This window comes from Paracoccus tibetensis, from assembly GCF_900102505.1.
In the GTDB taxonomy this organism is placed as follows: domain Bacteria; phylum Pseudomonadota; class Alphaproteobacteria; order Rhodobacterales; family Rhodobacteraceae; genus Paracoccus; species Paracoccus tibetensis.
The window spans coordinates 74519-95998 of sequence record NZ_FMVT01000004.1; the positions used below are offsets into that span (position 1 = coordinate 74519).

A 21480-nucleotide genomic window follows, 5' to 3' on the forward strand; every position below is an offset into this window, starting at 1 on the left:
CGATTTCGGAGTTAACCGCTACATATAGACGGCAGCTGCCAGAGGCAACCCCCGACTCAGCAATCGGGCAGCGTCGTGAAGCTGGACGATACCGCAGACTGGCAGGCTGCCGAAAGGCTTTTGCGGTCATGGCCCTCGGCCGGGATGGGCGGGTGCAGGCGCACGAGCACATGGCCCTGCCGGGGCGCGGACAGGACCGCCAGCAGGTGCGGGCCCAGCTCCATGTCGGACCACCAGCCGTAGAATCGGGGGTCCTCGCCGGCGGGCGCGGTGTAGAGGACGCTCATCGGCTGAATCGCGAGGCCGGCGGGCATGTCGTCCCCGAGAAAGGCCTGGAACAGCGTCGGCTTGAAGGGCAGGACGCGCCGGCCGTCGGTCGAGGTGCCCTCGGGGAAGAACAGCAGGCGGTGGCCGTGGCGCAGGCGCTGCGCCAGCTCACGCGCCTGCGCCCGTGCGAGGCGGGGATCGCGGGTGACGAAATGCGTGTCGGTGACGCGGGTCAGGATGTTGATGCCGGGCCAGCCGGCGACCTCGGCCTTGCTGACGAAGAAGACCGGCAGCGCGGCGTTCATCACCAGGATGTCCAGCCAGCTGGAATGGTTCGCGACGACCGCGCCGGGCTGGCGCATCGGCTGCCCCTCGCGGCGCCAGCCGATCCCGAGGCAGGCCAGCACCAGCCGGCAGACGATCTGGACATGCGGCCCGCACCACGGCCGGCGCGGGCCGTGGACCAGCCGCTCGGCCGCGCGCAGCGGAAGGATCAGCAGGACGCCGAGCAACAGGACCAGGACGGCCGGAGCCAAGCGGCGGGCCACCCGCAGCCAGTCCCGCAGGCCCTGCGGCCGGGGCAGCGCGGGCGGCACCCCGTCGCGCCAGGTCGCCTCCCGCGGCGCCGGCAGCGGCTCGCTCATGCGCCCTGCCGGCGGGATTCGTAGAACTGCCGGTGCTTGGCCGACATCGCCGCCGTGTCCATCAGCAGGAAGACGTCGGTCGTGTTGAAGGCGCGGTCGATGAAGGCCCCCTGCCCGACCATGCCGCCGAGGCGCAGATAGGCCTTGATGAGCGCGGGCATGCCCACCAGCGCCTCGCGCCGGTCGAGCCTGTCGGCCGCGATCAGGTCCATCCGCTGGAAGCCTTCGGGCCGCGCCACCGGCCGCAGCCCCTCGGGCGCGAGGTGGTGGTGATGCAGCCAGCTGAGCGAGGGCGCCAGCATCGGGATGTCGGTGCCGTGGAAGCTGGCGACGCCGAAGAGCAGCTCGATGCCGTGATCGAGGACGTAATCGGCCAGCGCGTTCCACATCAGGAACATGCCCGAACTGCCCCGGTAGTCGGCGTCCACGCAGGAGCGCCCCAGCTCCAGCAGCGGGCGGCCGGACCGGCGCAGGGGCGCAAGATCGTATTCCGCGTCGCAGTAGAAGCGGCCGAACGCCTCGGCCCGGTCGCCCGGCAGCAGGCGGTAGACGCCGACCACGTGATCCAGCGCCTCGGCATCGCGGCGCGTGTCGACGAGGCAGAGGTGATCCACGACGGGATCGAACTCGTCCCGCTCCAGCCGCATCTCGTGATCGACCATTGGGCCGGTGCCACCCAGCTCCTCGACGAAGACCCGGTAGCGCAGCCGCTGCGCCGCCGCGAGGTCCTGCGCGCTGGTCGCCAGCCGCACGTCGAAGAAGGAAGGGTCGGTCCGCGTCACGGGCACTCCATCGTTCGGGCTCGGGCGCTGTCTAGGGAAGGGGCGCCCCCGTTGCAACAGCGCATCGTGCCGTCAGGCCATAGGCGAAAAACCGCTTGCCAATGACAACCCAAGGTTGCAATCGTGGAAAGGACAGGAAGTCACACATGGAATCGCAGGATTTCCAACGTGATCCGCCGGCCGTCGATCACCTGCTTGCCGGCTTCGGCAAAGTTCACGGTGATGCGGTCGCCGATGCGTGATTGCACCTGCCCCTCGCCCCATTCGGGCGCGCCGGGGTGTCGGACGATCATGCCGGGCTCGAGGATCTCGTTCACGTCTGCGCCTCCGAAATGCGAGAAGGAAGGGTAACACCCATGACGTTCGAGACAAGGCCGCTTCCGGCAGCCGATCTGGCAGCCCTGGTGGGATCGCGGCTTTGCCATGACGTCGTCTCCCCGCTCGGGGCGATCGGCAACGGCGTCGAGCTGCTGGAGATGTCCTCCAGCTTCCCCGGCCTTGGCCAGTCGGCCGAGATGCAGCTGATCGCCGAGGCGGTGACGGCGGCCCTGCTGCGGATCGGAGCCTACCGCGTCGCCTTTGGCACCTCTGCGGGCGATCAGCGCATCAGCCTGTCGGAACTGCGCCGCCTGCTCGAGGGGCTGTCGGGCCAAGGCCGGCTCAAGGTCGAGGTCGAGGCCGACCGCGACCTGCCGCGCCACGAGGGGCGGATGGTCCTTCTCAGCCTCATGTGCCTCGAGACGGCGCTGCCCTGGGGCGGCCGCGTCATGGCCGTGCGAACCGAGACGGGCTGGCGCGTCGTCGCCGAATGCGAGCGCAGCCGCCAGGACCCTGCGCTCTGGGCTTGGCTCGACGGCAGCGCCCCGCCGCGGGTTCCCGCCCCGTCCGAGGTGCAGTTCCCGCTGCTGGCCGAGGCCGCCGCCAACGCGGGCCGGCCCCTGCGGGCCGAGCTTGACGATACCGGCGCCGAGATCAGCTTCTAGGCGCCCTAGCTGCGGATCGTCCCGTCGCCGCTGACCAGGTACTTGAAGCTGGTCAGCTGCTCGGCGCCCACCGGGCCGCGCGCATGCATCTTGCCGGTGGCGATCCCGATCTCGGCGCCCATGCCGAACTCGCCCCCGTCCGCGAACTGGGTCGAGGCGTTGTGCAGCAGGATCGCGCTGTCGAGCGCGCGGAAGAAGCGGTCGGCCTTCGCCTGATCCTCGGTCAGGATCGCCTCGGTGTGCTGGCTGCCGAAGCGGCGGATATGCGCGATCGCCGCCTCGATCCCGTCCACCGGCCGGGCGGCGATGATCATGTCCAGGAACTCGTGGCCGAAGTCACCCTCTGCCGCCGGGACAGTGCCCGCCGTCCCTGCCAGTTCGTCGGCCGCGCGCACCTCGACCCCGGCCGCGATCAGGTCGCGCAGCAGGATGTCGCCATGCCGCGCGAGGAAGGCCCGGTCGATCAGCAGGCACTCGGCCGCCCCGCAGATGCCCGTCCGGCGCGTCTTGGCGTTCAGGACGACGCGGCGCGCCTTGTCCAGATCAGCCGCGCCGTCCACGTAGACATGGCAGATGCCCTCGAGATGCGCGAAGACCGGCACGCGCGCCTCGGACTGGACAAGCCCGACCAGTCCCTTGCCACCGCGGGGGATGATGACGTCGATCAGCCCCTGGGCCTGGAGCATGGCGCTGACCGCCGCGCGGTCCCGCGTCGGCACCATCTGGATCGCCGCTTCGGGCAGGCCCGCTGCGCGCAGCCCCTCGGCCATACAGGCATGGATCGCGGCGCTGGAATGCAGGCTTTCCGAGCCGCCGCGCAGGATCACGGCATTGCCCGATTTCAGCGCCAGCGCGCCCGCGTCGGCCGTCACGTTCGGCCGGCTCTCGTAGATGACGCCGATGACGCCGATGGGCGTCCTGACGCGGCGGATGTGCAGGCCCGAGGGACGGTCCCATTGCGCGATGACCTGTCCGACCGGATCGGGCTGGGCCGCGACCTCGCGCAGACCCATGGCGATGGCGGAAAGGCGGCCGCCGTCCAGCCGCAGCCGGTCCAGCATCGCCTCGGAGAGCCCCTTCTCGCGCCCGAACTCCAGATCGCTGGCATTCGCCCGCAGGATCTCGGCCTCCCGCGTCAGGACCGCATCGGCGGCGGTCTCCAGCGCCTGCGCCTTGGCATCGGCTGGCGCCTCGGCCAGCGTCAGGGCCGCGTCGCGCGCCCGTTTGCCCAGGTCCGAAATCAGTTGCTGCGCCTCTGCCATCTGCGTCATGTCATCCTCGTGTCCGTGCCGCCGCTGATGGCGGTGCGGCCCTTCTAGCGAGGCCGGCCGAGGGAAGGAAGAGGAAGGGGAAAGTGGCGCGGTTGACGGGGCTCGAACCCGCGACCCCCGGCGTGACAGGCCGGTACTCTAACCAACTGAGCTACAACCGCGCATTTTCCGGGCGAATGATGAGTTGTGGCGCGGTTGACGGGGCTCGAACCCGCGACCCCCGGCGTGACAGGCCGGTACTCTAACCAACTGAGCTACAACCGCCCAACTCATCCCCCGGACGATCGCCCGCCGGGGTGAAGCGGGGTTTACGCAGCACGCGCGCCCCCGTCAAGGGCGCGCGTGGAAAAAAGCGTCAGGCGCGCGCGGCGCGGGTCATTGCTGGGGCTGCGCCTCCGGCAGCGCCTCGACCTGGTCCGAGGCGAAGGGCAGATAGGCCCGCATCTCGCCATCGGCATCGCGCTGGAACGAGACCTGCTCCATCGGGATCGCCACGTCCCGCTCGCCGATGCCGAGGAAGCCGCCGACGCCGACGACGATGGCGCCCTGGCCCTCGAGGCGCTGGATCTGTCCGACCTCCTCGTCATCGGCCGCGACGACGGCGACGCCTTCCAGATCGGCCTGCATCGCCTCGGCGGGCGGGACGGCGGTATTGCCCTCGCGCAGGCTGGCGGCAGGTTGGGCGGCCGCCGGATCGGCGGGCTGTGCCGCGGCCTCGGCCGGAGCAGCCTGGCCGTCGGTCTCGGCGGGCAGAGGCGCGACGGTCGGCGCGTCAGGCAGCGGTTCGGCCTGACCAGTGGTGGGGGCGGCGGCTGCGGGTTCGGTCGTGCCGGCGGCCTCGTTCATCTGCTCGATGACCTGCTGCTCTTGCGCGACCTCAGCGGCATTGTCGCGCAGCGGCTCGGCCCCCTCGGGACGTGCGCCTTGCGGGATGTCCTCGCCCGCGGTGACCTCGGCGGCGGGCGCTGCGGCATCCGCCGCGGGCGGGCCGGCAGCGGCATCTGCAGCGGGCGGGGCGGCAGCGGCATCGGCTTCAGCCGGCGCGGCCGCATCGGTCGCGGTGGCGTCGGGTTGCCCGGCCGGCTGCGCTTCCGCGCCCGCCGCATCCTGCTGCTGCCCGTCGGTGCCCATGGCCTGCACGTCGGCCTCGGCCGCGTCGCCCCCGTCCGGGCCGACAGCCTGCGCCGCCTGCTGCGCGACGCCCTCGGCCTCTTCGGCCTGGGTGTTCAGCGTCGTGGCGGGCGCCTGGCCATCCTCGGCCTCGGAAGGTGCGGCAGTCTGCGTCGCGGGTTGGTCATCGGCGTCGGTGGCAGCCTGATCGGCAGGCGCGCCTTCGGCGGCCGCCGGATCGGTCGTGGCGGCATCGGTCGCGGCGGCATCCGTCCCCGCGGCACCGGCGGCAGCAGCATCGGTCGTGGCCTCGTCGGCGGCAGCGGTCTCGGCTCCGGCCTCATCGGCCGTCGCGGCGGCCCCGGCAGCCGGAGCCGCGGCCCCTTCCGCGCCCTGGCGGGTCACCACCAGCTCCGCGGTCTCGGCCGCATTGACCACGACCTGCGTCTCGGGGACGGCCGTTCCGGCTTCCGCATCGGCGGGGCAATCCTCGACGACCACTTCCGGCGGGGCCTGCACGACGGTGACCACGGGATCGGCGGCCGGATCTTCGGGAAGGGTGATGCGCACCTCGGGCGGCATCTGCGTGACGGTGACGGTCGGCGCGCAGGCGCCTGCCGCAGCGGCCCCCTCCGCCCCGGCAGGTGCTGCGTCCTGCGCGAATGCGGGCGCGGCCAGCAGGGCTAGTCCCGCCGCGGTTCCCAGAAGTTGCCGATGCATGTGATCCTCCGTCTGATGGCTGGGTTCGCCAGAACAAGGCGGAAGCGGCCATGCCGGTTCCGTGCCGGGCGCGGCCGGAGCCTGAGAGGCCGCAACGCGAAAGGGCGCCCCGCGGGGCGCCCTTTGCATCAGCCTGGGATCGAAGGTCAGTCCATCAGGTTGCTGGTGTCGAATTCCGGCAGAGCCTCGAGCTCTTCCTGGGTGTAGTTGGTCGCCAGCACCACGTCGTCGCCGAAGCGCGAGACATGCAGCATGTCCTGGCTCAGCAGCACCGTGTGGGCGCCGAGGCCGAGGAAGCCGCCGATGTCAGCCACATAGCCGACCAGCTCGCCGTCCGCGGTCATCACGAGGTCCGCGACGTTCGCGATCTCGTTCCAGTCGCCCGGGACGGTGTCGCCGGTCGTGTCGGTCCAGGCCGTGGTCGAGGGCTGGTTGGTGGTATAGATCGCGCGGTCCATCAGCCACGAGGCGGTGATGCCCGGGTTCTCGGCCGACAGCTCGGCGGTCTGGCCCATCGCGGCGCCCTCGGTCGCCATCGGCTGCGCCTCGACGGCGGTGCCTTCAGTCGTCATCGTGCCGTCGGTCGCCATAGTGCCGGTCGTGCCGGTCGTCGCGGTGCCCTCGGCCGGCATGGTGCCGCCGGTGCCGGTCGTGGCGGTGCCGCCGGTATCGGTCATGGTGCCGTCCGTCGTCGTCATCGGCGCGGCGGGGTCTTGCGCCATCGTGCCTTCGGCCGGGGCGGTTTGGTCCATCTGCGTGCCGTCGGCCGGGGACGGCGCAGCTGCGTCCTGAGCGAAAGCGGGGGCGGCGAGGGCCATGGCGGCCACGGTCATCATCATGCGGTTCATCGTGCGTCTCCTTGCAGTTCTTTTCAGGTCGCCGAGCGCTGCCGCCCGACTTCGACGACCCAACGGCCCCCGGCAGTCGCCGTTCCCCCATGGCCGGTCAACTCAAGTTGATGGAACCGGGTGGCTAGTTGGGGTGGCTGATCCGCCCGCCGCAGGCTGGCGCTGCGACCCCCGTCGTGCCCGGCGCCGATGTCGGAAGCCCCTGCATCACCCGCACGGCCAGCCAGCCGAAGGCCTGGGCCTCCAGCATGTCGCCATCGAGGCCCGCCGCCTCGACCGGCTGGACCGGCAGGCCAAGGCGCCCGGCCAGAACCGCCATGATCGCCGGATTGCGCCGCCCGCCACCGCAGACCAGCATCTGCGCCGGAGGCTGCGGCATCCAGCGCATCCCTGCCGCCACGGAGGCTGCGATCACCGCCACCAGCGTCGCCGCCGCGTCGGCATCGCCAAGCGCCGACACGCCGGCCAGCCGGTCCGCGAACTGATCGCGGTCGAGCGATTTCGGCGGCGGTCGGTCGAACCACGGATCGCGCAGGAAGGCCGCGACCAGCGCCTCATCCGCCTGCCCCGCCAGCGCCAGCCGCCCGCCCTCGTCCAGCGCCAGATCGCGCCGGGCCTGCATCAGGTCGTTCAGCGGCGCATTCGCGGGTCCGGTGTCGAAGGCGAGGCAGGCGCCCGGCGCCTCGGGCGCCTCGGCCGTCGGATCGAGCCAGGTGATGTTGCCCACGCCGCCGAGATTGAGGAAGGCGACCGGGGCTGGGTCCAGATGCCTCGCCTCCATCGCCCACCGCGCGCAGGCCCAGTGGAAGAAGGGCGCGAGCGGCGCGCCCTCGCCGCCCTGCCGCACATCCTCCGACCGGAAGTCCCAGACCACCGGCCGCCCTGTCTGCGCGGCCAGCGCCGCGCCCGAGCCTGCCTGATGCGTGCCCCGCCCCTGCGGCTCATGCGCGAAGGTCTGGCCATGATAGCCGATCACCTCCGCCTCGGGAAAATCTGCGGCGAGCGCGGCATGGGCGGCCTCGGACAGCGCCGCCGCCTCGGCAACGCCCGCATCGCCCGGCCAGCGGCCGAGCGCGGCGCGCAGGACAGCCGCCTCGTTGCCGCCATAGGCTCGAAAGCCCGTCCGCCCGAAGGCGGCGATGCGGGTGCCGTCGGTCTCGATCACCGCCGCGTCCACCCCGTCCATCGAGGTGCCCGACATCATCCCCAGTGCCCGGATCATCCGCCTTCCCCTTGTGCCTGCCCCGCGATATACCGCGCCGGCACAGAAGGATGAAGCCCATGGCATATGCACCCAAGTCCGATTTCCTGAGCGTGATGATCGAGCGCGGCTATGTCGCCGACTGCACGGATTACGAGGGGCTGGACAAGGCGCTGCTGGCCGGGCCGGTGACCGCCTATATCGGCTATGACGCGACTGCGGCCAGCCTGCATGTCGGGCACCTGCTGAACATCATGATGCTGCGCTGGCTGCAGAAGACCGGCCACCGCCCGATCACGCTGATGGGGGGCGGCACGACCAAGGTCGGCGATCCCTCGTTCCGCAGCGACGAGCGGCCGCTGCTGGACGACGCCGCAATCCAGACGAACATCGACGGGATGGGCCAGGTCTTCGCGCGCTACCTCGATTACGGCGCCGACAAGGCGCTGATGCTGAACAACGCCGAATGGCTGGACAACCTCAACTACCTGACCTTCCTGCGCGAGATCGGGCGGCATTTCAGCGTCAACCGGATGCTGTCCTTCGAGTCGGTGAAGTCGCGCCTCGACCGCGAGCAGTCGCTGTCCTTCCTCGAATTCAACTACATGATCCTGCAGGCCTACGACTTCCTCGAGCTGAACCGCCGCTACGGCGTGACGCTGCAGATGGGCGGGTCGGACCAGTGGGGCAACATCGTCAACGGGATCGACCTGACGCGGCGGGTGGATGACCGAGTGATCTACGGGCTGACCTCGCCCCTTCTGACGACCTCGGATGGGCGCAAGATGGGCAAGTCGGCGGGCGGGGCGACCTGGCTGAACGGCGCGATGCTGCCGCCCTACGAGTTCTGGCAGTTCTGGCGCAACTCGACCGATGCCGATGTGGGCCGCTTCCTGCGCCTCTACACCGAGCTGCCGCTGGACGAGATCGACCGGCTGGCCGCTCTTGGCGGGTCCGAGATCAATATTGCCAAAATCCGGCTTGCCAATGAGGTGACGACCCTGCTGCATGGCGCCGATGCCGCCGCGCGGGCCGAGGAAACCGCCCGCGAAGTCTTCGAGCAGGGCGGTGTCGGCGCCGAGCTTGAGGTCGCCGTGATCCCCGCCGCGCTTCTGGGCGAGGGGCTGTCGGCCGTGCAGGCGCTGGTGCAGGCGGGTCTGGTGCCTTCGGGCAAGGAAGCCAAGCGCCTCGTGGCCGAAGGGGGCCTCCGCTTCAACAACGAGGCGGTGACGGACCCGCAGATGTCGGTGGATGCACACCTGATCGGGGACGGGCTGAAGGTCTCGATCGGCAAGAAGAAGCACCGCCTGCTGCGCGTCGGCTGAGCTGCCCGCCTTGCGCATGGCCGGCTTGCGCGGGGTCTGACGCGGCGTTCGTCCTCTGGCATCCCCCCTCCCGGACGCTTATCTGAACGTCACGGGAGGGGAAACCAGACCCTTGGAGACGACCATGGCAGACGCCAACAAAACCACCAGCATCGCGCAGCGCAAGCTTGCCGCCGAGGCCGAGGCCGTGCTGGACCAGATGTACGCCTACTTCACCCGCGAGGAACGCCCTCGCCCGGTGATGAGCGAACTCGACGCCCGCCGCGCGGCCTGATCCGCGCCGCAGCGACCTCAGGGGGCCTTCGGGCCCCTTTCGCATGTCCGCAGCTTCGTGATGGCGTGCCGCCTTGGCACCACCCCGCCGCCGCGCTACCCTTCGCACAGGAGGAGCGGCATGGAACAGTCGATCAACGTGCTCGGAGGGCCGCTTCAGCCCTGCTCGACCCGGCCCATGACCGGGTTCTACCGCAACGGCTGCTGCGACACGGGCCCCGAGGATCGGGGCAGCCACACCGTCTGCGTCGTGCTGACCGACGAATTCCTCGCCATGTCCCGCTACCTGGGCAACGACCTGACGACGCCCCGGCCGGAATTCGGCTTTCCGGGGCTGAAGGCCGGCGAGCGCTGGTGCCTCTGCGCGGGGCGCTTCCTGCAGGCGGCGCAGGAGTATGCCGCGCCGAAGGTGGTGCTGGAGGCGACGCATCGCCGCGCGCTGGACATCGTGCCGCTGGCGCTTCTCCAGGCTCATTCCGTGAACGCAGAAGGCTAGAATGCTTCGACAGATCTTGCTCCTCGCCCCGGCGCTGGCCGCGGGCCTGACCTTGGCCGCCGCGGCCGAACCCCTGGCTCCGATCGAGGACAGCCTGCGCCCCGACGATGTGGAGCGCCTGTCGCAGCGCGATGCAATCGTGGGCCGCAACTTGCTGGGCGCTTTCGCAGAGGGCGCGCCCGAGGACGTGCAGATCGTGGTCGAGGGTCTTTCCGGCCCTGCCTTGCCCGCCGCTGAGGCGGCCGCGGTCATGGAAGGCGATTGGTCCTGCCGGGTGGTGAAGCTGGGCGGCATCCTGTCGCTGACGGCCTATGCGCCCTTCCGCTGCCGGATCGGCGCGAATGGCAGCTTCGAGAAGCTGACCGGCTCGCAGCGGATGATCGGGCAAATCGGGCTGCGCGGTGATCAGATGGTCTATGCCGGCACCGGCTTCATCGCCGGCGACACGCCCCCGCCCTACGCCGAGCTGCCGGCCGAGGTCGATCCTTCGGCCAATCCGCAGCGCGTGCCGGAGGTGGGCGTTGTCGAGTTCGCAAGCGCGGACAAGGGCCGGATGATCCTGCCCCTGCCCTATCTGGAATCCGACCTAAACCTGCTGCTTCTCAGCCGCTGATCAGACCGTCATCTCGAAGCCGAGATGCTTGGCGACGGTGAAGATGTCCTTGTCGCCGCGCCCGCACATGTTCATCACGATCAGATGGTCAGCCGGCAGGCCGGGCGCGATCTTGATGACATGGGCGAGGGCGTGGCTCGGTTCCAGCGCCGGGATGATCCCCTCCTGCGCGCAGCAGAGCTGGAAGGCAGCCAGCGCCTCGTCATCGGTGATGCTGACATATTCCGCGCGGCCCACGTCCTTCAGCCAGGCATGTTCCGGCCCGATACCGGGATAGTCGAGCCCCGCGCTGATCGAGTGCCCTTCCAGGATCTGCCCGTCCTCGTCCTGCAGAAGATAGGTGCGGTTGCCGTGCAGCACGCCCGCGCGCCCGCCGGTCAGGCTGGCGCAATGCTGCATCGTCTCGTCGACACCCTTGCCGCCCGCCTCGACGCCGATGATGCCGACCTCGGCGTCGTTCAGGAACGGGTAGAAGAGGCCCATCGCGTTCGAGCCGCCGCCGATCGCCGCGACCAGCGTGTCCGGCAGCCGCCCCTCGCGCGCCGTGATCTGCTCGCGCACCTCCTTGCCGATGATCGACTGGAAGTCGCGCACCATCGCCGGATAGGGGTGCGGGCCGGCGACCGTGCCGATGCAGTAGAAGGTGTCGCGCACGTTCGTGACCCAATCGCGCAGCGCGTCGTTCATCGCGTCCTTCAGCGTGCCGCGCCCCGAGGTGACGGGCACGACCTCGGCCCCCAGAAGACGCATGCGGAAGACGTTGGGCGCCTGCCGCTCGACGTCATGGGCGCCCATGTAGACGATGCATTTCAGCCCGAAGCGCGCGCAGACGGTGGCGGTGGCGACGCCGTGCTGGCCGGCGCCGGTTTCGGCGATGATGCGCGTCTTGCCCATGCGCATCGCCAGAAGGATCTGGCCCAGCACGTTGTTGATCTTGTGCGCGCCGGTATGGTTCAGCTCGTCGCGCTTCATGTAGATCTTGGCACCGCCCAGATGCTGCGTCAGCCGCTCGGCGAAATAGAGCGGGCTGGGCCGGCCCACGTAATGCGTCCACAGATCGTCCATCTGCGCCCAGAAGGACGGGTCGGTCTTGGCGCGCTCGTATTCCGCCTCCAGGTCGAGGATCAGCGGCATCAGCGTCTCCGACACGAAGCGCCCGCCATAGATGCCGAAGCGGCCCTGCTCGTCGGGGCCGGTGGTGAAGCTGTTCGGCAGATCGTCGGGCATGGGCGCGGCCTTTGCGGTTGAATCGGGTATTTGGGCAACGAAGAAGTCGGCCTTTGTCCTAGCCGCTTTCACCCTGCGCGGAAAGAGGCGGTGCGGCGACAAAAAACCCGCCCCTTGTGAGGGGCGGGCCGAGGGGCGCGTCTTTCTGCGCGCTATCTGCTGCGACAGGTTCTCCCGTTACCCCGTCCTTGTGCCGGACGGGTGTCTCAACTGCAGCCGCTGGTGCCGCCGCAGGTGTTGCACTTCATGCAGGTGCCGTTGCGCACCAGCGTGTAGTTTCCGCATTCGCCGCAGGGATCGCCCTCGTAGCCCTGCATCTTGGCCTTCGCCCGCAGGTCCAGCGGCGCGGCCGCGAAGGGGGCGGCGGCCTCGGCCATTCCGGCGGTGACGGCGGCACTCGAGACGCCCCCTTGCAGCACCATCAGGTCCTGCGGCAGGCGCTTTCGCAGATAGCCCGAGCTGCTGATCTGCTTCAGCATGGTCAGCGACTTCAGCTCGGCCGTGTCGCTGACCGGGGCGACGTTCGCGCCCTCAGTCTCGCCGCCGCCCATGTCGTCGAAGCGCGCCCCTTCGGGCTTCACATGCGCCAGGTCCGTGCGGTCGAGATAGCTGACGGCCAGTTCGCGGAAGACGTAGTCGAGGATCGAGGTCGCGTTCTTGATGCTGTCATTGCCCTGCACCATGCCCGCCGGCTCGAAGCGGGTGAAGGTGAAGGCATCGACGAATTCCTCCAGCGGGACGCCGTATTGCAGGCCCACCGACACCGCGATGGCGAAGTTGTTCATCATCGCCCGGAAGCCCGCGCCTTCCTTGTGCATGTCGATGAAGATCTCGCCGAGCTTGCCGTCGTCGTACTCGCCGGTGCGCAGATAGACCTTGTGCCCGCCGACGATGGCCTTCTGGGTGTAGCCCTTGCGGCGCTGCGGCAGCTTCTCGCGGTTCGAGCGCACGATCTCGCGAACGATGATCCGCTCGACGATCTTCTCGGCCAGCACCGTCGCTTTTTCCTGCTGGCTGCCCGAGGCGAGGATCTCCTCGGCCTCCTCGTCATCCTCGACCAGCGCGGAGGCGAGCGGCTGCGACAGCTTCGAGCCGTCGCGGTAGAGCGCGTTGGCCTTGATCCCGAGGGAGTGGCTCAGCTCGTAGGCGGCCAGCGCGTCGGCGATGGTGGCGCTGGAGGGCATGTTGATCGTCTTGCTGATCGCGCCCGAGATGAAGCTCTGCGCCGCCGCCATCATGCGGATGTGGCTGTCCACCGAGAGATAGCGCTTGCCGGTCTTGCCGCAGGCATTGGCGCAGTCGAAGACCGGCAGATGCTCGGCTTTCAGATGCGGCGCGCCTTCCAGGGTCATCGTCCCGCAGACATGGTCGTTCGCCGCATCGATCTGGGCCTTGGTGAAGCCGAGATGGCGGAGGAGGTCGAAACTCGGGTCGGCCAGCTTCTCGGCGGGGATGCCGAGGGTGCCGCGGCAGAACTCCTCGCCCAAGGTCCACTGGTTGAAGACGAAGCGGATGTCGAAGGCCGAGGCGAGCGCGGCCTCGATCTTCTCGATCTCGCGGGCGCCGAAGCCATGGCCGGCCAGCGCCGTGTGGTTGATGCCGGGGCAGTTGCCGAGCGAGGCATGGCCGACGGCATGGGCGATAATCTCCTCGATCTGGGCGCTGGCATAGCCGAGCGTTTCCAGCGCCGCGGGGACCGACTGGTTGATGATCTTGAAATAGCCGCCGCCGGCGAGCTTCTTGAACTTCACCAGAGCAAAGTCCGGCTCGATCCCCGTGGTGTCGCAGTCCATGACCAGCCCGATCGTGCCGGTGGGCGCGATGACGGTCGCCTGCGCGTTGCGGAAGCCGTGCTGCTGGCCGAGGGACAGGGCCTCGTCCCAGGCACCGCGGGCCATGGCGACCAGCCGCTTGTCGGGGCAGTTCGCCGCGTCCAGGGCGACGGGGGCGACGTTGACGCCCTCGCAGGGCGCGCCATGGGCGGCGGCGCGGTGGTTGCGGATCACGCGCAGCATGTGCTCGCGGTTTCTGGCATAGCCGGGGAAGGCGCCCAGCTCGGCCGCCATCTCGGCGCTGGTGGCGTAGGAGACGCCGGTCATGATCGCCGTCAGCGCGCCGCAGAGCGCCCGGCCGCGGTCGCTGTCATAGCCGAGCCCCATGTTCATCAGGAGGCCGCCGATATTAGCGTAGCCGAGGCCGAGGGTGCGGAAGTCGTAGCTGCGCTGCGCGATCTCCTTGCTGGGGAACTGGGCCATCAGCACGCTGATCTCCAGCGTCACGGTCCAGAGGCGGGTGGCGTGGACATAGCCCTCGGCGTCGAACTGCCCGTCGTGAAGGAAGGTCAGCAAATTCATCGAGGCCAGGTTGCAGGCCGTGTCGTCGAGGAACATGTATTCGCTGCACGGGTTGCTGCCGCGGATCGCCCCGTCCTCGGGACAGGTGTGCCAGGAGTTGACGGTGTCGTGGAACTGGATGCCGGGATCGGCGCAGGCCCAGGCCGCGTGGCCGATCTGGTCCCAAAGTTCGCGGGCGCTGACGGTCTTGGCGATCCTGCCGTCGGTGCGGCGGACCAGCTCCCACGGGGCATCCTCGCGGACGGCGCGCAGGAAGGCGTCCGTCACCCGCACCGAGTTGTTCGAGTTCTGGCCCGAGACGCTGGAATAGGCGTCGCTGTCCCAGTCCGTGTCATAGGTCGGGAACTCGATGCTGTCGAAGCCCTGGCGCGCGTATTGCAGCACGCGGTTGACGTAGGTATCCGGGATCATCGCGCGCTTGGCGGACTTGATCGCAGCCTTCAGCGCCTCGTTCCGCGCCGGATCGGTGGCGTCCTCAGCCCGGCCGTCCCAGGTCCGGATCGCGGCGAAGATGCCGTTCAGTTCGCGCTCGTGCATCTTCGAGCCGGCCACCAAACTGGCCACCTTCTGCTCCTCGATGACCTTCCAGTTGATGAAGGCCTCGATGTCGGGGTGATCCATGTCGCAGATCACCATCTTGGCCGCGCGCCGCGTGGTGCCGCCCGACTTGATCGCGCCGGCCGCCCGATCGCCGATCTTCAGGAACCCCATCAGCCCCGAGGACTTCCCGCCGCCCGACAGCTTCTCGCCCTCGCCGCGGAGCGAAGAGAAGTTCGTGCCGGTGCCGCTGCCATACTTGAAGAGGCGCGCCTCGCGGACCCAGAGGTCCATGATCCCGCCTTCGTTCACCAGGTCGTCGCTGACTGACTGGATGAAGCAGGCATGGGGCTGCGGATGCTCGTAGGCGCTGGCCGACTTGACCAGCTTGCCGGTCTTGTAGTCGACGTAGAAGTGCCCCTGGCTCGGGCCGTCGATGCCATAGGCCCAGTGCAGGCCGGTGTTGAACCATTGCGGGCTGTTCGGCGCGGCCATCTGCCGGGCCAGCATGAAGCGCATCTCGTCGAAATAGGCGCGGGCGTCCTCTTCGGCAGTGAAGTAGCCGCCCTTCCAACCCCAATAGGCCCAGGTGCCGGCAAGGCGGTCGAAGACCTGCCGGGCGCTGGTCTCGCCGACGAGGCGCTGATCCTGCGGCAGCTCGGCCAGCGCGGCCTCGTCGGGAACGTGGCGCCACAGGAACTCGGGCACGTCCTTCTCGCGGACCGGCTTCAGGCGGGCCGGGATGCCGGCCTTGCGGAAATACTTCTGGGCGATGACGTCGCTGGCCACCTGGCTCCAGCCCTGCGGGACCTCGACGGCCTCGTTGCGGAAGACGATCGAGCCGTCCGGGTTGCGGATCTCGCTGGTCGTGGTGGTGAAGGCGATCTCGCCATAGGCCCCGCCCTCTGCCGTCGTGAAGCGCCGTTCGATCTTCATTGCCTGCCCCATTGCATCTGTTGCCTGCGGCCATCGCGCATCGGGCAGCCGGCCCCGGCCCACCGGCGCGGCCGGCGGTTCAGGCAGCAGTGCCGCCTCTCGGGATCGATTGGGTCCGTTCAGTCGGTGATGGCGCTGAGGCCACCACATCTTGTGTCGCTTTGGCTAACTGCCCACAAACTGCCGGGGGTGCGGTTCGGTTTCAACTGAATTTTTACGGCATCGTGGCATTGACAGGGTGCCGGCTCGGCCGCGCGAGATTCGCGCACAGCAGAGACACCGCGAACATGTCCCAAGCCCGTGGAAGACGCTTTAGCATCGTCTCTTCAACGCGTTAGTCGTAACTTTCCAGAACCTGTCCACAGGCTTATCCCGGGTTCTTCTTGTGGTTGTGCACAGCGGTGCAAACTTGCAACGGGCGGCGCAAATCATTCGTATAGGGTCAGCATTCCCCGGTCCCTTACGATCAGGTCGAGCGGTTCGTCATGCGGACCGACAGGGATCTCCGGCAGCTCCTGGCAGGCGAAGGCGAGGCCGATCGCGGTGACGGGACCGCTTCGGCGCAGTAATTGCAGGGTCCGGTCGTAGTAGCCGCCGCCATAGCCCAATCGGTTGCCGCCAGAATCGAAGCCGGCGAGCGGGACGATCAGGACGGAGGGGATCAGCACCGGCGCCGAATCACCCGGGTGCCGCGTGCCGAAGGGACCGGCCTCCAGGAGCTCGCCCGACCAGGCGCGGAAGATCAGGGGCACCGCCCGCCCGGGCACCACCGGCAGGCAGAGCGGACCCTCATGCGCCGCCATCCCCGCCCGCGGATCGGCCTCGCCGCGGATGGGCCAGTAGCCGGCCAAGGTGCTGCCGCGGTGGGGCAAGAGCGCCTCGATCAGGTGACGGTCGAGCGCGGCCTGATCGCCGCCTGCCTGCCGCGCGGCCAGAGCCTCGGCGCGCAGGCGGGCCTTCTCGGCGTCGCTCACAGCAGGATCAGCGTCGCCAGCCCGAGGAAGGCGAAAAAGCCCATCACGTCGGTCATGGTCGTCACGAAGGTCCCCGAGGCCAGCGCCGGATCGAGGCCCAGCTTCTCCAGCGACAGCGGCACCAGCACGCCGCCAAGCGCCGCCACGATCTGGTTCACGATCATCGCGAGCCCCAGCACGATCCCGAGGTTGATGTCCCCGAAGATCAGCGCGCCCCCTGCCCCGAGGATCAGCGCCAGCCCGGCGCCGTTCAGCATGCCCGCGAACAGCTCGCGCTTGACCACGCGCTTGGCGTTCGAGCTGTTGAGGTCCCGCGTCGCCAGCGCCCGCACCGCGACGGCCAGCGACTGCGTGCCGGCGATGCCGCCGGTCGAGGCGACGATGGGCATCAGCGCGGCCAGCGCGACCAGCGCGGTGATCGTGTCCTCGAACTGCGTGATCACGATGGCCGAGAGCGAGGCGGTGAAGAGGTTCACGACCAGCCATGGCAGGCGCTGCTTCGCGGTGGTGAAAGCCCCGTCCGAGACGTGGCTCTCGTCGTTGACGCCGGCGAGGCGCAGGATGTCCTCCTCGTGCTCCTCGTCCAGCACCGCCATCGCGTCGTCGATGGTGATGACCCCGACCAGCCGGTCATGCTCGTCCACCACGGGCGCCGAGATCAGGTGATACTGGTTGAAGACATAGGCCACGTCGCCTTCCTCGGCGAGAACGCCGATGGTGCGGAAGCTGTCCTCGGTCAGGTCCGTCAGGCGCACCTCGCGCTTGGCGGCCAGAAGCCGGCCGAGCGTGACGTAGCCGACCGGGTGGCGGCGCGGATCGACCAGGATGATGTGGTAGAACTGCTCGGGCAGCCAGTCCTCGGCGCGCAGGAAGTCGATGGTCTCGCCCACCGTCCAGTGCTCGGGCGCGGTGACCACCTCGGACTGCATCAGCCGGCCGGCGGAATATTCGGGATAGGCCAGCGACTGCTGGACGGCGGCCCGGTCGACCTCGTCCAGCGCGGCGAGGATGGTGGCCTGGTCGCGTTCGTCCAGATCCTCGATCAGGTCCACGACATCGTCGCTGTCCATCTCGCGCACGGCCTCGGCCAGCACCTCGCGCGGCAGGAGGTCGATCACCTCCTCGCGGATGGACTCGTCGATCTCGGTCAGGATCTCGGCGTCGAACTCGCCGGAATAGAGGCCCATGAAGCTGCGCCGGTGGGCCGGGGTCAGCCGCTCGATGATGTCTGCGATGTCGGCGCCGTGCATCGGCTCGAGCAACAGGTTCAGCCGTGCCGTATCGCCCGCCTCGATCGCCGCGTCGATCTCGGCCAGCAGTTCGCGGCTCGGGCCGAACTCCTCCTCGTCCCGGTCGGGATCGGGGGCGGTCTGGGCGCGGAGCGGGTCCTGCGGATCAGGGCGGAGATCTTCGGCCATTCGGCGCTCCTTGCTATGTCGACTGTCTCGGTGGTCGTCGGCGTGTCGCCTCAACGGTTCAGAAGATCAAGCGTTGCGCGGTGCAGCACCGGGCTTGCCGCCGCGACGACCTGCCCGCCCTCATGCGCGGGGCCGCCCTGCCAGTTCGTGACGATGCCGCCGGCGGCCTCGACCACCGCCAAGGGACCCGCGATGTCGTAGGCCTGAAGCCCCGCCTCGATCACCAGGTCGATCTGGCCGAGCGCCAGAAGACCGTAGGCGTAGCAGTCCAGCCCGTAGCGCGTGAGCTGCACGTGCTCCGCCACGTTGCGGAAGGCCGCGGCTTCGGCCGGGCTGCCGATCTCGGGGAAGGTGGTCATCAGCCGCGCCTCGGCGAGCCGAGTCGTGCCGCGCACCGAGAGCGGCGTCTCGATCCCGGCGCGCAGATGGCGGGCGCGGCCCAGGCCGCCCTCGAACCGCTCGCCCGTGTAGGGCTGGTCGATGAGGCCATAGCGCACGCCCGTGTCGTCGGTCAGCCCGATGAGGACGCCCCAGCTGGCCGCGCCGCACAGGAACGCCCGCGTGCCGTCGATCGGATCGAGAACCCAGGTGAGGCCGCTCTCGCCCGCCTGCGTGCCGAACTCCTCGCCGAGGATCGCATCTGCGGGGCGGCGCCGGGCCAGGACCTCGCGCATCGCCAGCTCGGCGGCGCGGTCGGCGGCGGTCACCGGGTCGAAGCCCTCGAGCAGCTTGTTGTCGGCGGCCAGCCCCGCCTGCCGGAAATGGGGAAGGATCGCGGCGGCCGCGGCATCGGCCATCTCATGCGCGGTCGCAACGATCTGATCGGCATCCTGCATGGCGGCCTCCTGCCCTGAAAGTCATGCAGGATGTAACGCGCCTGCCGGGCAGAGGCCAGCCACAGGCAGCCCGTTTCATGAAGACGTCATGCAGGTGCCGGCGGGACCGGCACCTGCATGACTTGATCCTCTCAGGCGGCGTCGGACAGGACGCGGGCCAGCTCGAAGATCTGGCGGCGCTGCGCCGGCGGCATGGCATAGTAGGACCGCACCAGTTGCAGCGCCTCCTTGTCGGCGAAGATATCGCCCTCGACCGCCTCGGCCGGAGCGCCTTCCTGCAACCCTTCGAAGAAGAAGCTGACCGGCACGTCCACCGCCCGCGCGATGTCCCACAGCCGCGAGGCCGAGACGCGGTTCATCCCCGTCTCGTACTTCTGGATCTGCTGGAACTTGATCCCGACCCGGTCCGCCAGCTGCTGCTGGGTCATCCCGATCATCCAGCGACGATGGCGAATTCGCTTGCCGACATGTACATCAACACCGTGTTTCATCACATACTCTCCACACAACTCAGGCGGCATTATCCCGGCGCCGTTCGCTTTTCGAGTGTCATTATGGTTAATGACTGCGTTTCTGACCAAAAAGACAGGTCTGATACAACCTGGGCGGGATCACGGTTCCGGCAAAGGCAGGACTGCCCGGCCGAGGTCACATCGGTGACAGCGCGTACAATCGTCGCGGCCTCGGCATTGAATTGCGGCGGCTTTCGTCCGATATTGCTGTCACACGCGGAGCTTTCCGCGACACGCATAGGGGAGACATCGATGGCAGATTACAACACGTACCGGACAGCCCAGGGCGTCGGCACCCGCGGTGCGGTGATCGACGAGGGCCTCCGGGCCTACATGAACAAGGTTTATGGACTGATGGCGGCCGGCATGGGTGTGACTGCCGTCGCAGCCTACGGCACCGCGACCGCGGCAATGAACAGCCCCGAGGTGGCGCAGGTCCTCTACGGCAGCCCTCTGCGGTGGGTGATCATGTTCGCGCCGCTGCTGATGGTCTTCGCCTTCGGCGCGGCCATCAACCGACTGTCCGTCTCGGCGGCCACCGGCGTCTTCTACGCCTTCGCCGCGCTGATGGGCGTGTCGATCAGCTCGATCTTCCTCGTCTTCACGGGCGTCTCGATCGTGCAGACCTTCCTCGTGACGGCGATCGCCTTCGCGGGCCTGTCGCTCTGGGGCTACACCACGAAGAAGGACATCTCGGGCTGGGGCAGCTTCCTGATCATGGGCGTGATCGGCCTGATCGTCGCCTCGATCGTGAACATCTTCCTGCAGTCCTCGGGCATGCAGTTCGCGATCTCGGTCCTCGGCGTGCTGATCTTCGCGGGCCTGACGGCCTATGACACGCAGAACATCAAGAACACCTACCTTCAGATGTCGGGCTTGGACGCGGACTTCATCGGCAAGTCGGCGATCATGGGGGCGCTGCGCCTCTACCTCGACTTCCTGAACCTCTTCATGTTCCTCCTGCAATTCCTCGGCAACCGCGAGTGATCGCAGCGCCTTGAAACGACAAAGCCCCGCCGGAGACGGCGGGGCTTTTTCTTTGCGCTAGGGCGCTGCGCTCAGGCGGCCGCAGGCAGATGGATGTCCTGCATCACCTCGGCGGCGATCTCGAAGCTCCGCAGGCGCGCGGCGTGGTCGTGGATCTGGCCGGTCAGGATGATCTCGTCCGGCCGGTGCTGGGCCACCAGCCCTGCCAGCTGACCCTGCACCTCGGCGGGTGTTCCCACTGCCGTGACCTGCAGCGCCCGGTCCACGGCCTGCCGCATCGGCTGGCCGATCTCGGCGTCGATGTCGTCCACGGGGGCCGGCAGTTTGCCCGGCTGGCCCGTCCGCAGCCGGGCGAAGGCCAGCTGCATCGTGGTCCGCAGCCGCGCGGCCTCGGCCGAGGTCTCGGCCGCGAAGACGTTGACCGCCATCATCGCCCGCGGGCGCTGGCCCCAGGGCGAGGGGCGGAAGCGCTCGCGATAGATGGCCAGTGCCTGGTCCAGGTCGTCGGGCGCGAAATGGCTGGCAAAGGCATAGGGCAGGCCCAGATGCGCGGCCAGCTGCGCCCCGAACAGGCTGCTGCCGAGGATCCAGACGGGCACGTTCGTCCCCTCGCCCGGAAGCGCGCGCACGGCCGCGCCCGGCCGTTCGGGGCCCAGATAATCCAGCAGCTCGACGACGTCCTGCGGGAAGCTGTCGGCCATCGGATCCCGCCGCAAGGCCCGCACGACGGCGCCGTCGCCCCCCGGCGCGCGGCCGAGACCGAGATCGATCCGGTCCGGGAACGCCGTCGCCAGCGTGCCGAAGGCCTCGGCGACGGTCAGCGGCGCGTGGTTCGGCAGCATGATGCCGCCCGCGCCCACGCGGATGCTGCGCGTCTTCTGCGCGATCAGCCCCAGAAGGACGGCGGTGGCCGCGCTGGCGATGCCCGGCATGTTGTGATGCTCGGCCATCCAGAAGCGGTGATAGCCCCAGCCTTCCGCATGCTGCGCAAGGTCGATGGAGGCGGCGATGGCATCGGCCGCGGTCTTGCCCTCGGGCACCGGCGACAGATCCAGAAGCGAATAGGGAAGCTGTGTCATCCCCCTGATCTAGGGGCCGCCGCGCCTGCTTCCAGTGCGCGCGGGCATCTTCTGTGCAGAAATATCCTCAGGGGGTGAATGGCGCCG

Annotated in this window: 20 protein-coding genes and 2 tRNA genes; 6 read left to right on the top strand and 16 right to left on the bottom strand. The window is 69.0% G+C overall.

Annotation, left to right across the window (positions count from 1 at the left end; genetic code table 11):
* Positions 1-56: 56 nt before the first annotated feature.
* The 3 genes from olsA to BLP73_RS06620 all read right to left on the bottom strand — a co-directional run bounded on the left by olsA (position 57) and on the right by BLP73_RS06620 (position 2010).
* The gene (gene olsA / locus BLP73_RS06610) at positions 57-911 is read right to left on the bottom strand and encodes a lyso-ornithine lipid O-acyltransferase (RefSeq protein ID WP_090741610.1); all 855 of its coding nucleotides are present in this window, start codon (positions 909-911) and stop codon (positions 57-59) included.
* Complete coding sequence (gene olsB, locus BLP73_RS06615) at positions 908-1693, bottom strand: L-ornithine N(alpha)-acyltransferase (RefSeq protein ID WP_090741612.1); 786 nt, start codon at positions 1691-1693, stop codon at positions 908-910. Before olsB ends, olsA begins: the two co-directional genes overlap by 4 nt.
* A 140-nt stretch (positions 1694-1833) precedes the next feature.
* A complete protein-coding gene (locus BLP73_RS06620; RefSeq protein ID WP_090741614.1) occupies positions 1834-2010 on the bottom strand; it encodes a DUF3553 domain-containing protein in 177 nt (58 codons plus the stop codon).
* Positions 2011-2049: 39 nt separating this feature from the next.
* Between BLP73_RS06620 and BLP73_RS06625 the strand changes: the two genes are divergently transcribed.
* Positions 2050-2676 (top strand): histidine phosphotransferase family protein, encoded by a 627-nt coding sequence (locus BLP73_RS06625; protein WP_245686576.1) that lies wholly within the window; start codon positions 2050-2052, stop codon positions 2674-2676.
* Between the two features lie 5 nt (positions 2677-2681).
* On the opposite strand, the gene BLP73_RS06630 is transcribed toward BLP73_RS06625, so the two are convergent.
* The 6 genes from BLP73_RS06630 to BLP73_RS06655 form a co-directional block, all read right to left on the bottom strand.
* Positions 2682-3938 carry a glutamate-5-semialdehyde dehydrogenase gene (locus BLP73_RS06630; protein WP_090742094.1) on the bottom strand — a complete coding sequence of 419 codons (1257 nt, stop codon included), beginning with the start codon at positions 3936-3938 and terminating at the stop codon, positions 2682-2684.
* Positions 3939-4031: 93 nt separating this feature from the next.
* Positions 4032-4108, bottom strand: a tRNA-Asp gene (locus BLP73_RS06635).
* Positions 4109-4134: 26 nt separating this feature from the next.
* A tRNA-Asp gene (locus BLP73_RS06640) sits at positions 4135-4211 on the bottom strand.
* A 111-nt stretch (positions 4212-4322) separates the two neighbouring features.
* Positions 4323-5777, bottom strand: a complete 1455-nt coding sequence (locus BLP73_RS06645; protein WP_090741618.1) for a PRC-barrel domain-containing protein — start codon at positions 5775-5777, stop codon at positions 4323-4325.
* Between the two features lie 146 nt (positions 5778-5923).
* Complete coding sequence (locus BLP73_RS06650) at positions 5924-6625, bottom strand: hypothetical protein (RefSeq protein ID WP_090741620.1); 702 nt, start codon at positions 6623-6625, stop codon at positions 5924-5926.
* 124 nt (positions 6626-6749) lie between these two features.
* Positions 6750-7847 carry an anhydro-N-acetylmuramic acid kinase gene (locus BLP73_RS06655; protein ID WP_090741622.1) on the bottom strand — a complete coding sequence of 366 codons (1098 nt, stop codon included), beginning with the start codon at positions 7845-7847 and terminating at the stop codon, positions 6750-6752.
* A gap of 59 nt (positions 7848-7906) precedes the next feature.
* Between BLP73_RS06655 and tyrS the strand changes: the two genes are divergently transcribed.
* The 4 genes from tyrS (at position 7907) to BLP73_RS06670 (ending at position 10533) form a co-directional block, all read left to right on the top strand.
* Positions 7907-9151 carry a tyrosine--tRNA ligase gene (gene tyrS, locus BLP73_RS06660; protein ID WP_090741624.1) on the top strand — a complete coding sequence of 415 codons (1245 nt, stop codon included), beginning with the start codon at positions 7907-7909 and terminating at the stop codon, positions 9149-9151.
* A gap of 124 nt (positions 9152-9275) precedes the next feature.
* Positions 9276-9425, top strand: coding sequence for a hypothetical protein (locus tag BLP73_RS19330; RefSeq protein ID WP_175453264.1), 150 nt, complete (start codon positions 9276-9278; stop codon positions 9423-9425).
* Positions 9426-9545: 120 nt separating this feature from the next.
* Positions 9546-9920 (top strand): DUF2237 family protein, encoded by a 375-nt coding sequence (locus tag BLP73_RS06665; protein WP_090741626.1) that lies wholly within the window; start codon positions 9546-9548, stop codon positions 9918-9920.
* A gap of 1 nt (position 9921) precedes the next feature.
* The gene (locus BLP73_RS06670; RefSeq protein ID WP_090741628.1) at positions 9922-10533 is read left to right on the top strand and encodes a DUF4893 domain-containing protein; all 612 of its coding nucleotides are present in this window, start codon (positions 9922-9924) and stop codon (positions 10531-10533) included.
* Here BLP73_RS06670 and trpB read toward each other — a convergent pair whose 3' ends face one another.
* From trpB to BLP73_RS06700, 6 genes are all read right to left on the bottom strand, one after another.
* Positions 10534-11760, bottom strand: a complete 1227-nt coding sequence (gene trpB / locus BLP73_RS06675) for a tryptophan synthase subunit beta (protein ID WP_090741630.1) — start codon at positions 11758-11760, stop codon at positions 10534-10536.
* 206 nt (positions 11761-11966) lie between these two features.
* Entirely contained in the window at positions 11967-15587 is a 3621-nt protein-coding gene (locus BLP73_RS06680) for a vitamin B12-dependent ribonucleotide reductase (RefSeq protein ID WP_090742097.1), read from the bottom strand.
* A gap of 428 nt (positions 15588-16015) precedes the next feature.
* Positions 16016-16561: a 5-formyltetrahydrofolate cyclo-ligase gene (locus tag BLP73_RS06685; protein WP_090741632.1), complete on the bottom strand. Its 546-nt coding sequence runs from the start codon at positions 16559-16561 to the stop codon at positions 16016-16018.
* Positions 16558-17979 carry a magnesium transporter gene (mgtE, locus tag BLP73_RS06690; protein WP_090741634.1) on the bottom strand — a complete coding sequence of 474 codons (1422 nt, stop codon included), beginning with the start codon at positions 17977-17979 and terminating at the stop codon, positions 16558-16560. Before mgtE ends, BLP73_RS06685 begins: the two co-directional genes overlap by 4 nt.
* Positions 17980-18029: 50 nt before the next feature.
* Positions 18030-18815, bottom strand: coding sequence for an inositol monophosphatase family protein (locus tag BLP73_RS06695; protein ID WP_090741636.1), 786 nt, complete (start codon positions 18813-18815; stop codon positions 18030-18032).
* A 131-nt stretch (positions 18816-18946) separates the two neighbouring features.
* The gene (locus BLP73_RS06700) at positions 18947-19306 is read right to left on the bottom strand and encodes a helix-turn-helix domain-containing protein (RefSeq protein ID WP_090741638.1); all 360 of its coding nucleotides are present in this window, start codon (positions 19304-19306) and stop codon (positions 18947-18949) included.
* A 273-nt stretch (positions 19307-19579) separates the two neighbouring features.
* On the opposite strand from BLP73_RS06700, the gene BLP73_RS06705 reads away from it, so the two are divergent.
* The gene (locus tag BLP73_RS06705; protein WP_090741640.1) at positions 19580-20314 is read left to right on the top strand and encodes a Bax inhibitor-1/YccA family protein; all 735 of its coding nucleotides are present in this window, start codon (positions 19580-19582) and stop codon (positions 20312-20314) included.
* A gap of 71 nt (positions 20315-20385) precedes the next feature.
* Here the strand turns inward: BLP73_RS06705 and BLP73_RS06710 are convergent, their stop codons facing one another.
* Entirely contained in the window at positions 20386-21393 is a 1008-nt protein-coding gene (locus BLP73_RS06710; RefSeq protein WP_090741642.1) for an LLM class flavin-dependent oxidoreductase, read from the bottom strand.
* Between the last annotated feature and the right edge of the window lie 87 nt (positions 21394-21480).

Bases quoted from the DNA above. Each gene is read 5' to 3' on its own strand.
- olsA (WP_090741610.1), bottom strand. From the start codon at position 911: ATGAGCGAGCCGCTGCCGGCGCCGCGGGAGGCGACCTGGCGCGACGGG.
- BLP73_RS06625 (WP_245686576.1), top strand. From the start codon at position 2,050: ATGACGTTCGAGACAAGGCCGCTTCCGGCAGCCGATCTGGCAGCCCTG.
- BLP73_RS06630 (WP_090742094.1), bottom strand. From the start codon at position 3,938: ATGGCAGAGGCGCAGCAACTGATTTCGGACCTGGGCAAACGGGCGCGC.
- BLP73_RS06645 (WP_090741618.1), bottom strand. From the start codon at position 5,777: ATGCATCGGCAACTTCTGGGAACCGCGGCGGGACTAGCCCTGCTGGCC.
- BLP73_RS06650 (WP_090741620.1), bottom strand. From the start codon at position 6,625: ATGAACCGCATGATGATGACCGTGGCCGCCATGGCCCTCGCCGCCCCC.
- BLP73_RS06655 (WP_090741622.1), bottom strand. From the start codon at position 7,847: ATGATCCGGGCACTGGGGATGATGTCGGGCACCTCGATGGACGGGGTG.
- tyrS (WP_090741624.1), top strand. From the start codon at position 7,907: ATGGCATATGCACCCAAGTCCGATTTCCTGAGCGTGATGATCGAGCGC.
- BLP73_RS19330 (WP_175453264.1), top strand. From the start codon at position 9,276: ATGGCAGACGCCAACAAAACCACCAGCATCGCGCAGCGCAAGCTTGCC.
- BLP73_RS06665 (WP_090741626.1), top strand. From the start codon at position 9,546: ATGGAACAGTCGATCAACGTGCTCGGAGGGCCGCTTCAGCCCTGCTCG.
- BLP73_RS06670 (WP_090741628.1), top strand. From the start codon at position 9,922: ATGCTTCGACAGATCTTGCTCCTCGCCCCGGCGCTGGCCGCGGGCCTG.
- trpB (WP_090741630.1), bottom strand. From the start codon at position 11,760: ATGCCCGACGATCTGCCGAACAGCTTCACCACCGGCCCCGACGAGCAG.
- BLP73_RS06680 (WP_090742097.1), bottom strand. From the start codon at position 15,587: ATGAAGATCGAACGGCGCTTCACGACGGCAGAGGGCGGGGCCTATGGC.
- mgtE (WP_090741634.1), bottom strand. From the start codon at position 17,979: ATGGCCGAAGATCTCCGCCCTGATCCGCAGGACCCGCTCCGCGCCCAG.
- BLP73_RS06695 (WP_090741636.1), bottom strand. From the start codon at position 18,815: ATGCAGGATGCCGATCAGATCGTTGCGACCGCGCATGAGATGGCCGAT.
- BLP73_RS06700 (WP_090741638.1), bottom strand. From the start codon at position 19,306: ATGAAACACGGTGTTGATGTACATGTCGGCAAGCGAATTCGCCATCGT.
- BLP73_RS06705 (WP_090741640.1), top strand. From the start codon at position 19,580: ATGGCAGATTACAACACGTACCGGACAGCCCAGGGCGTCGGCACCCGC.
- BLP73_RS06710 (WP_090741642.1), bottom strand. From the start codon at position 21,393: ATGACACAGCTTCCCTATTCGCTTCTGGATCTGTCGCCGGTGCCCGAG.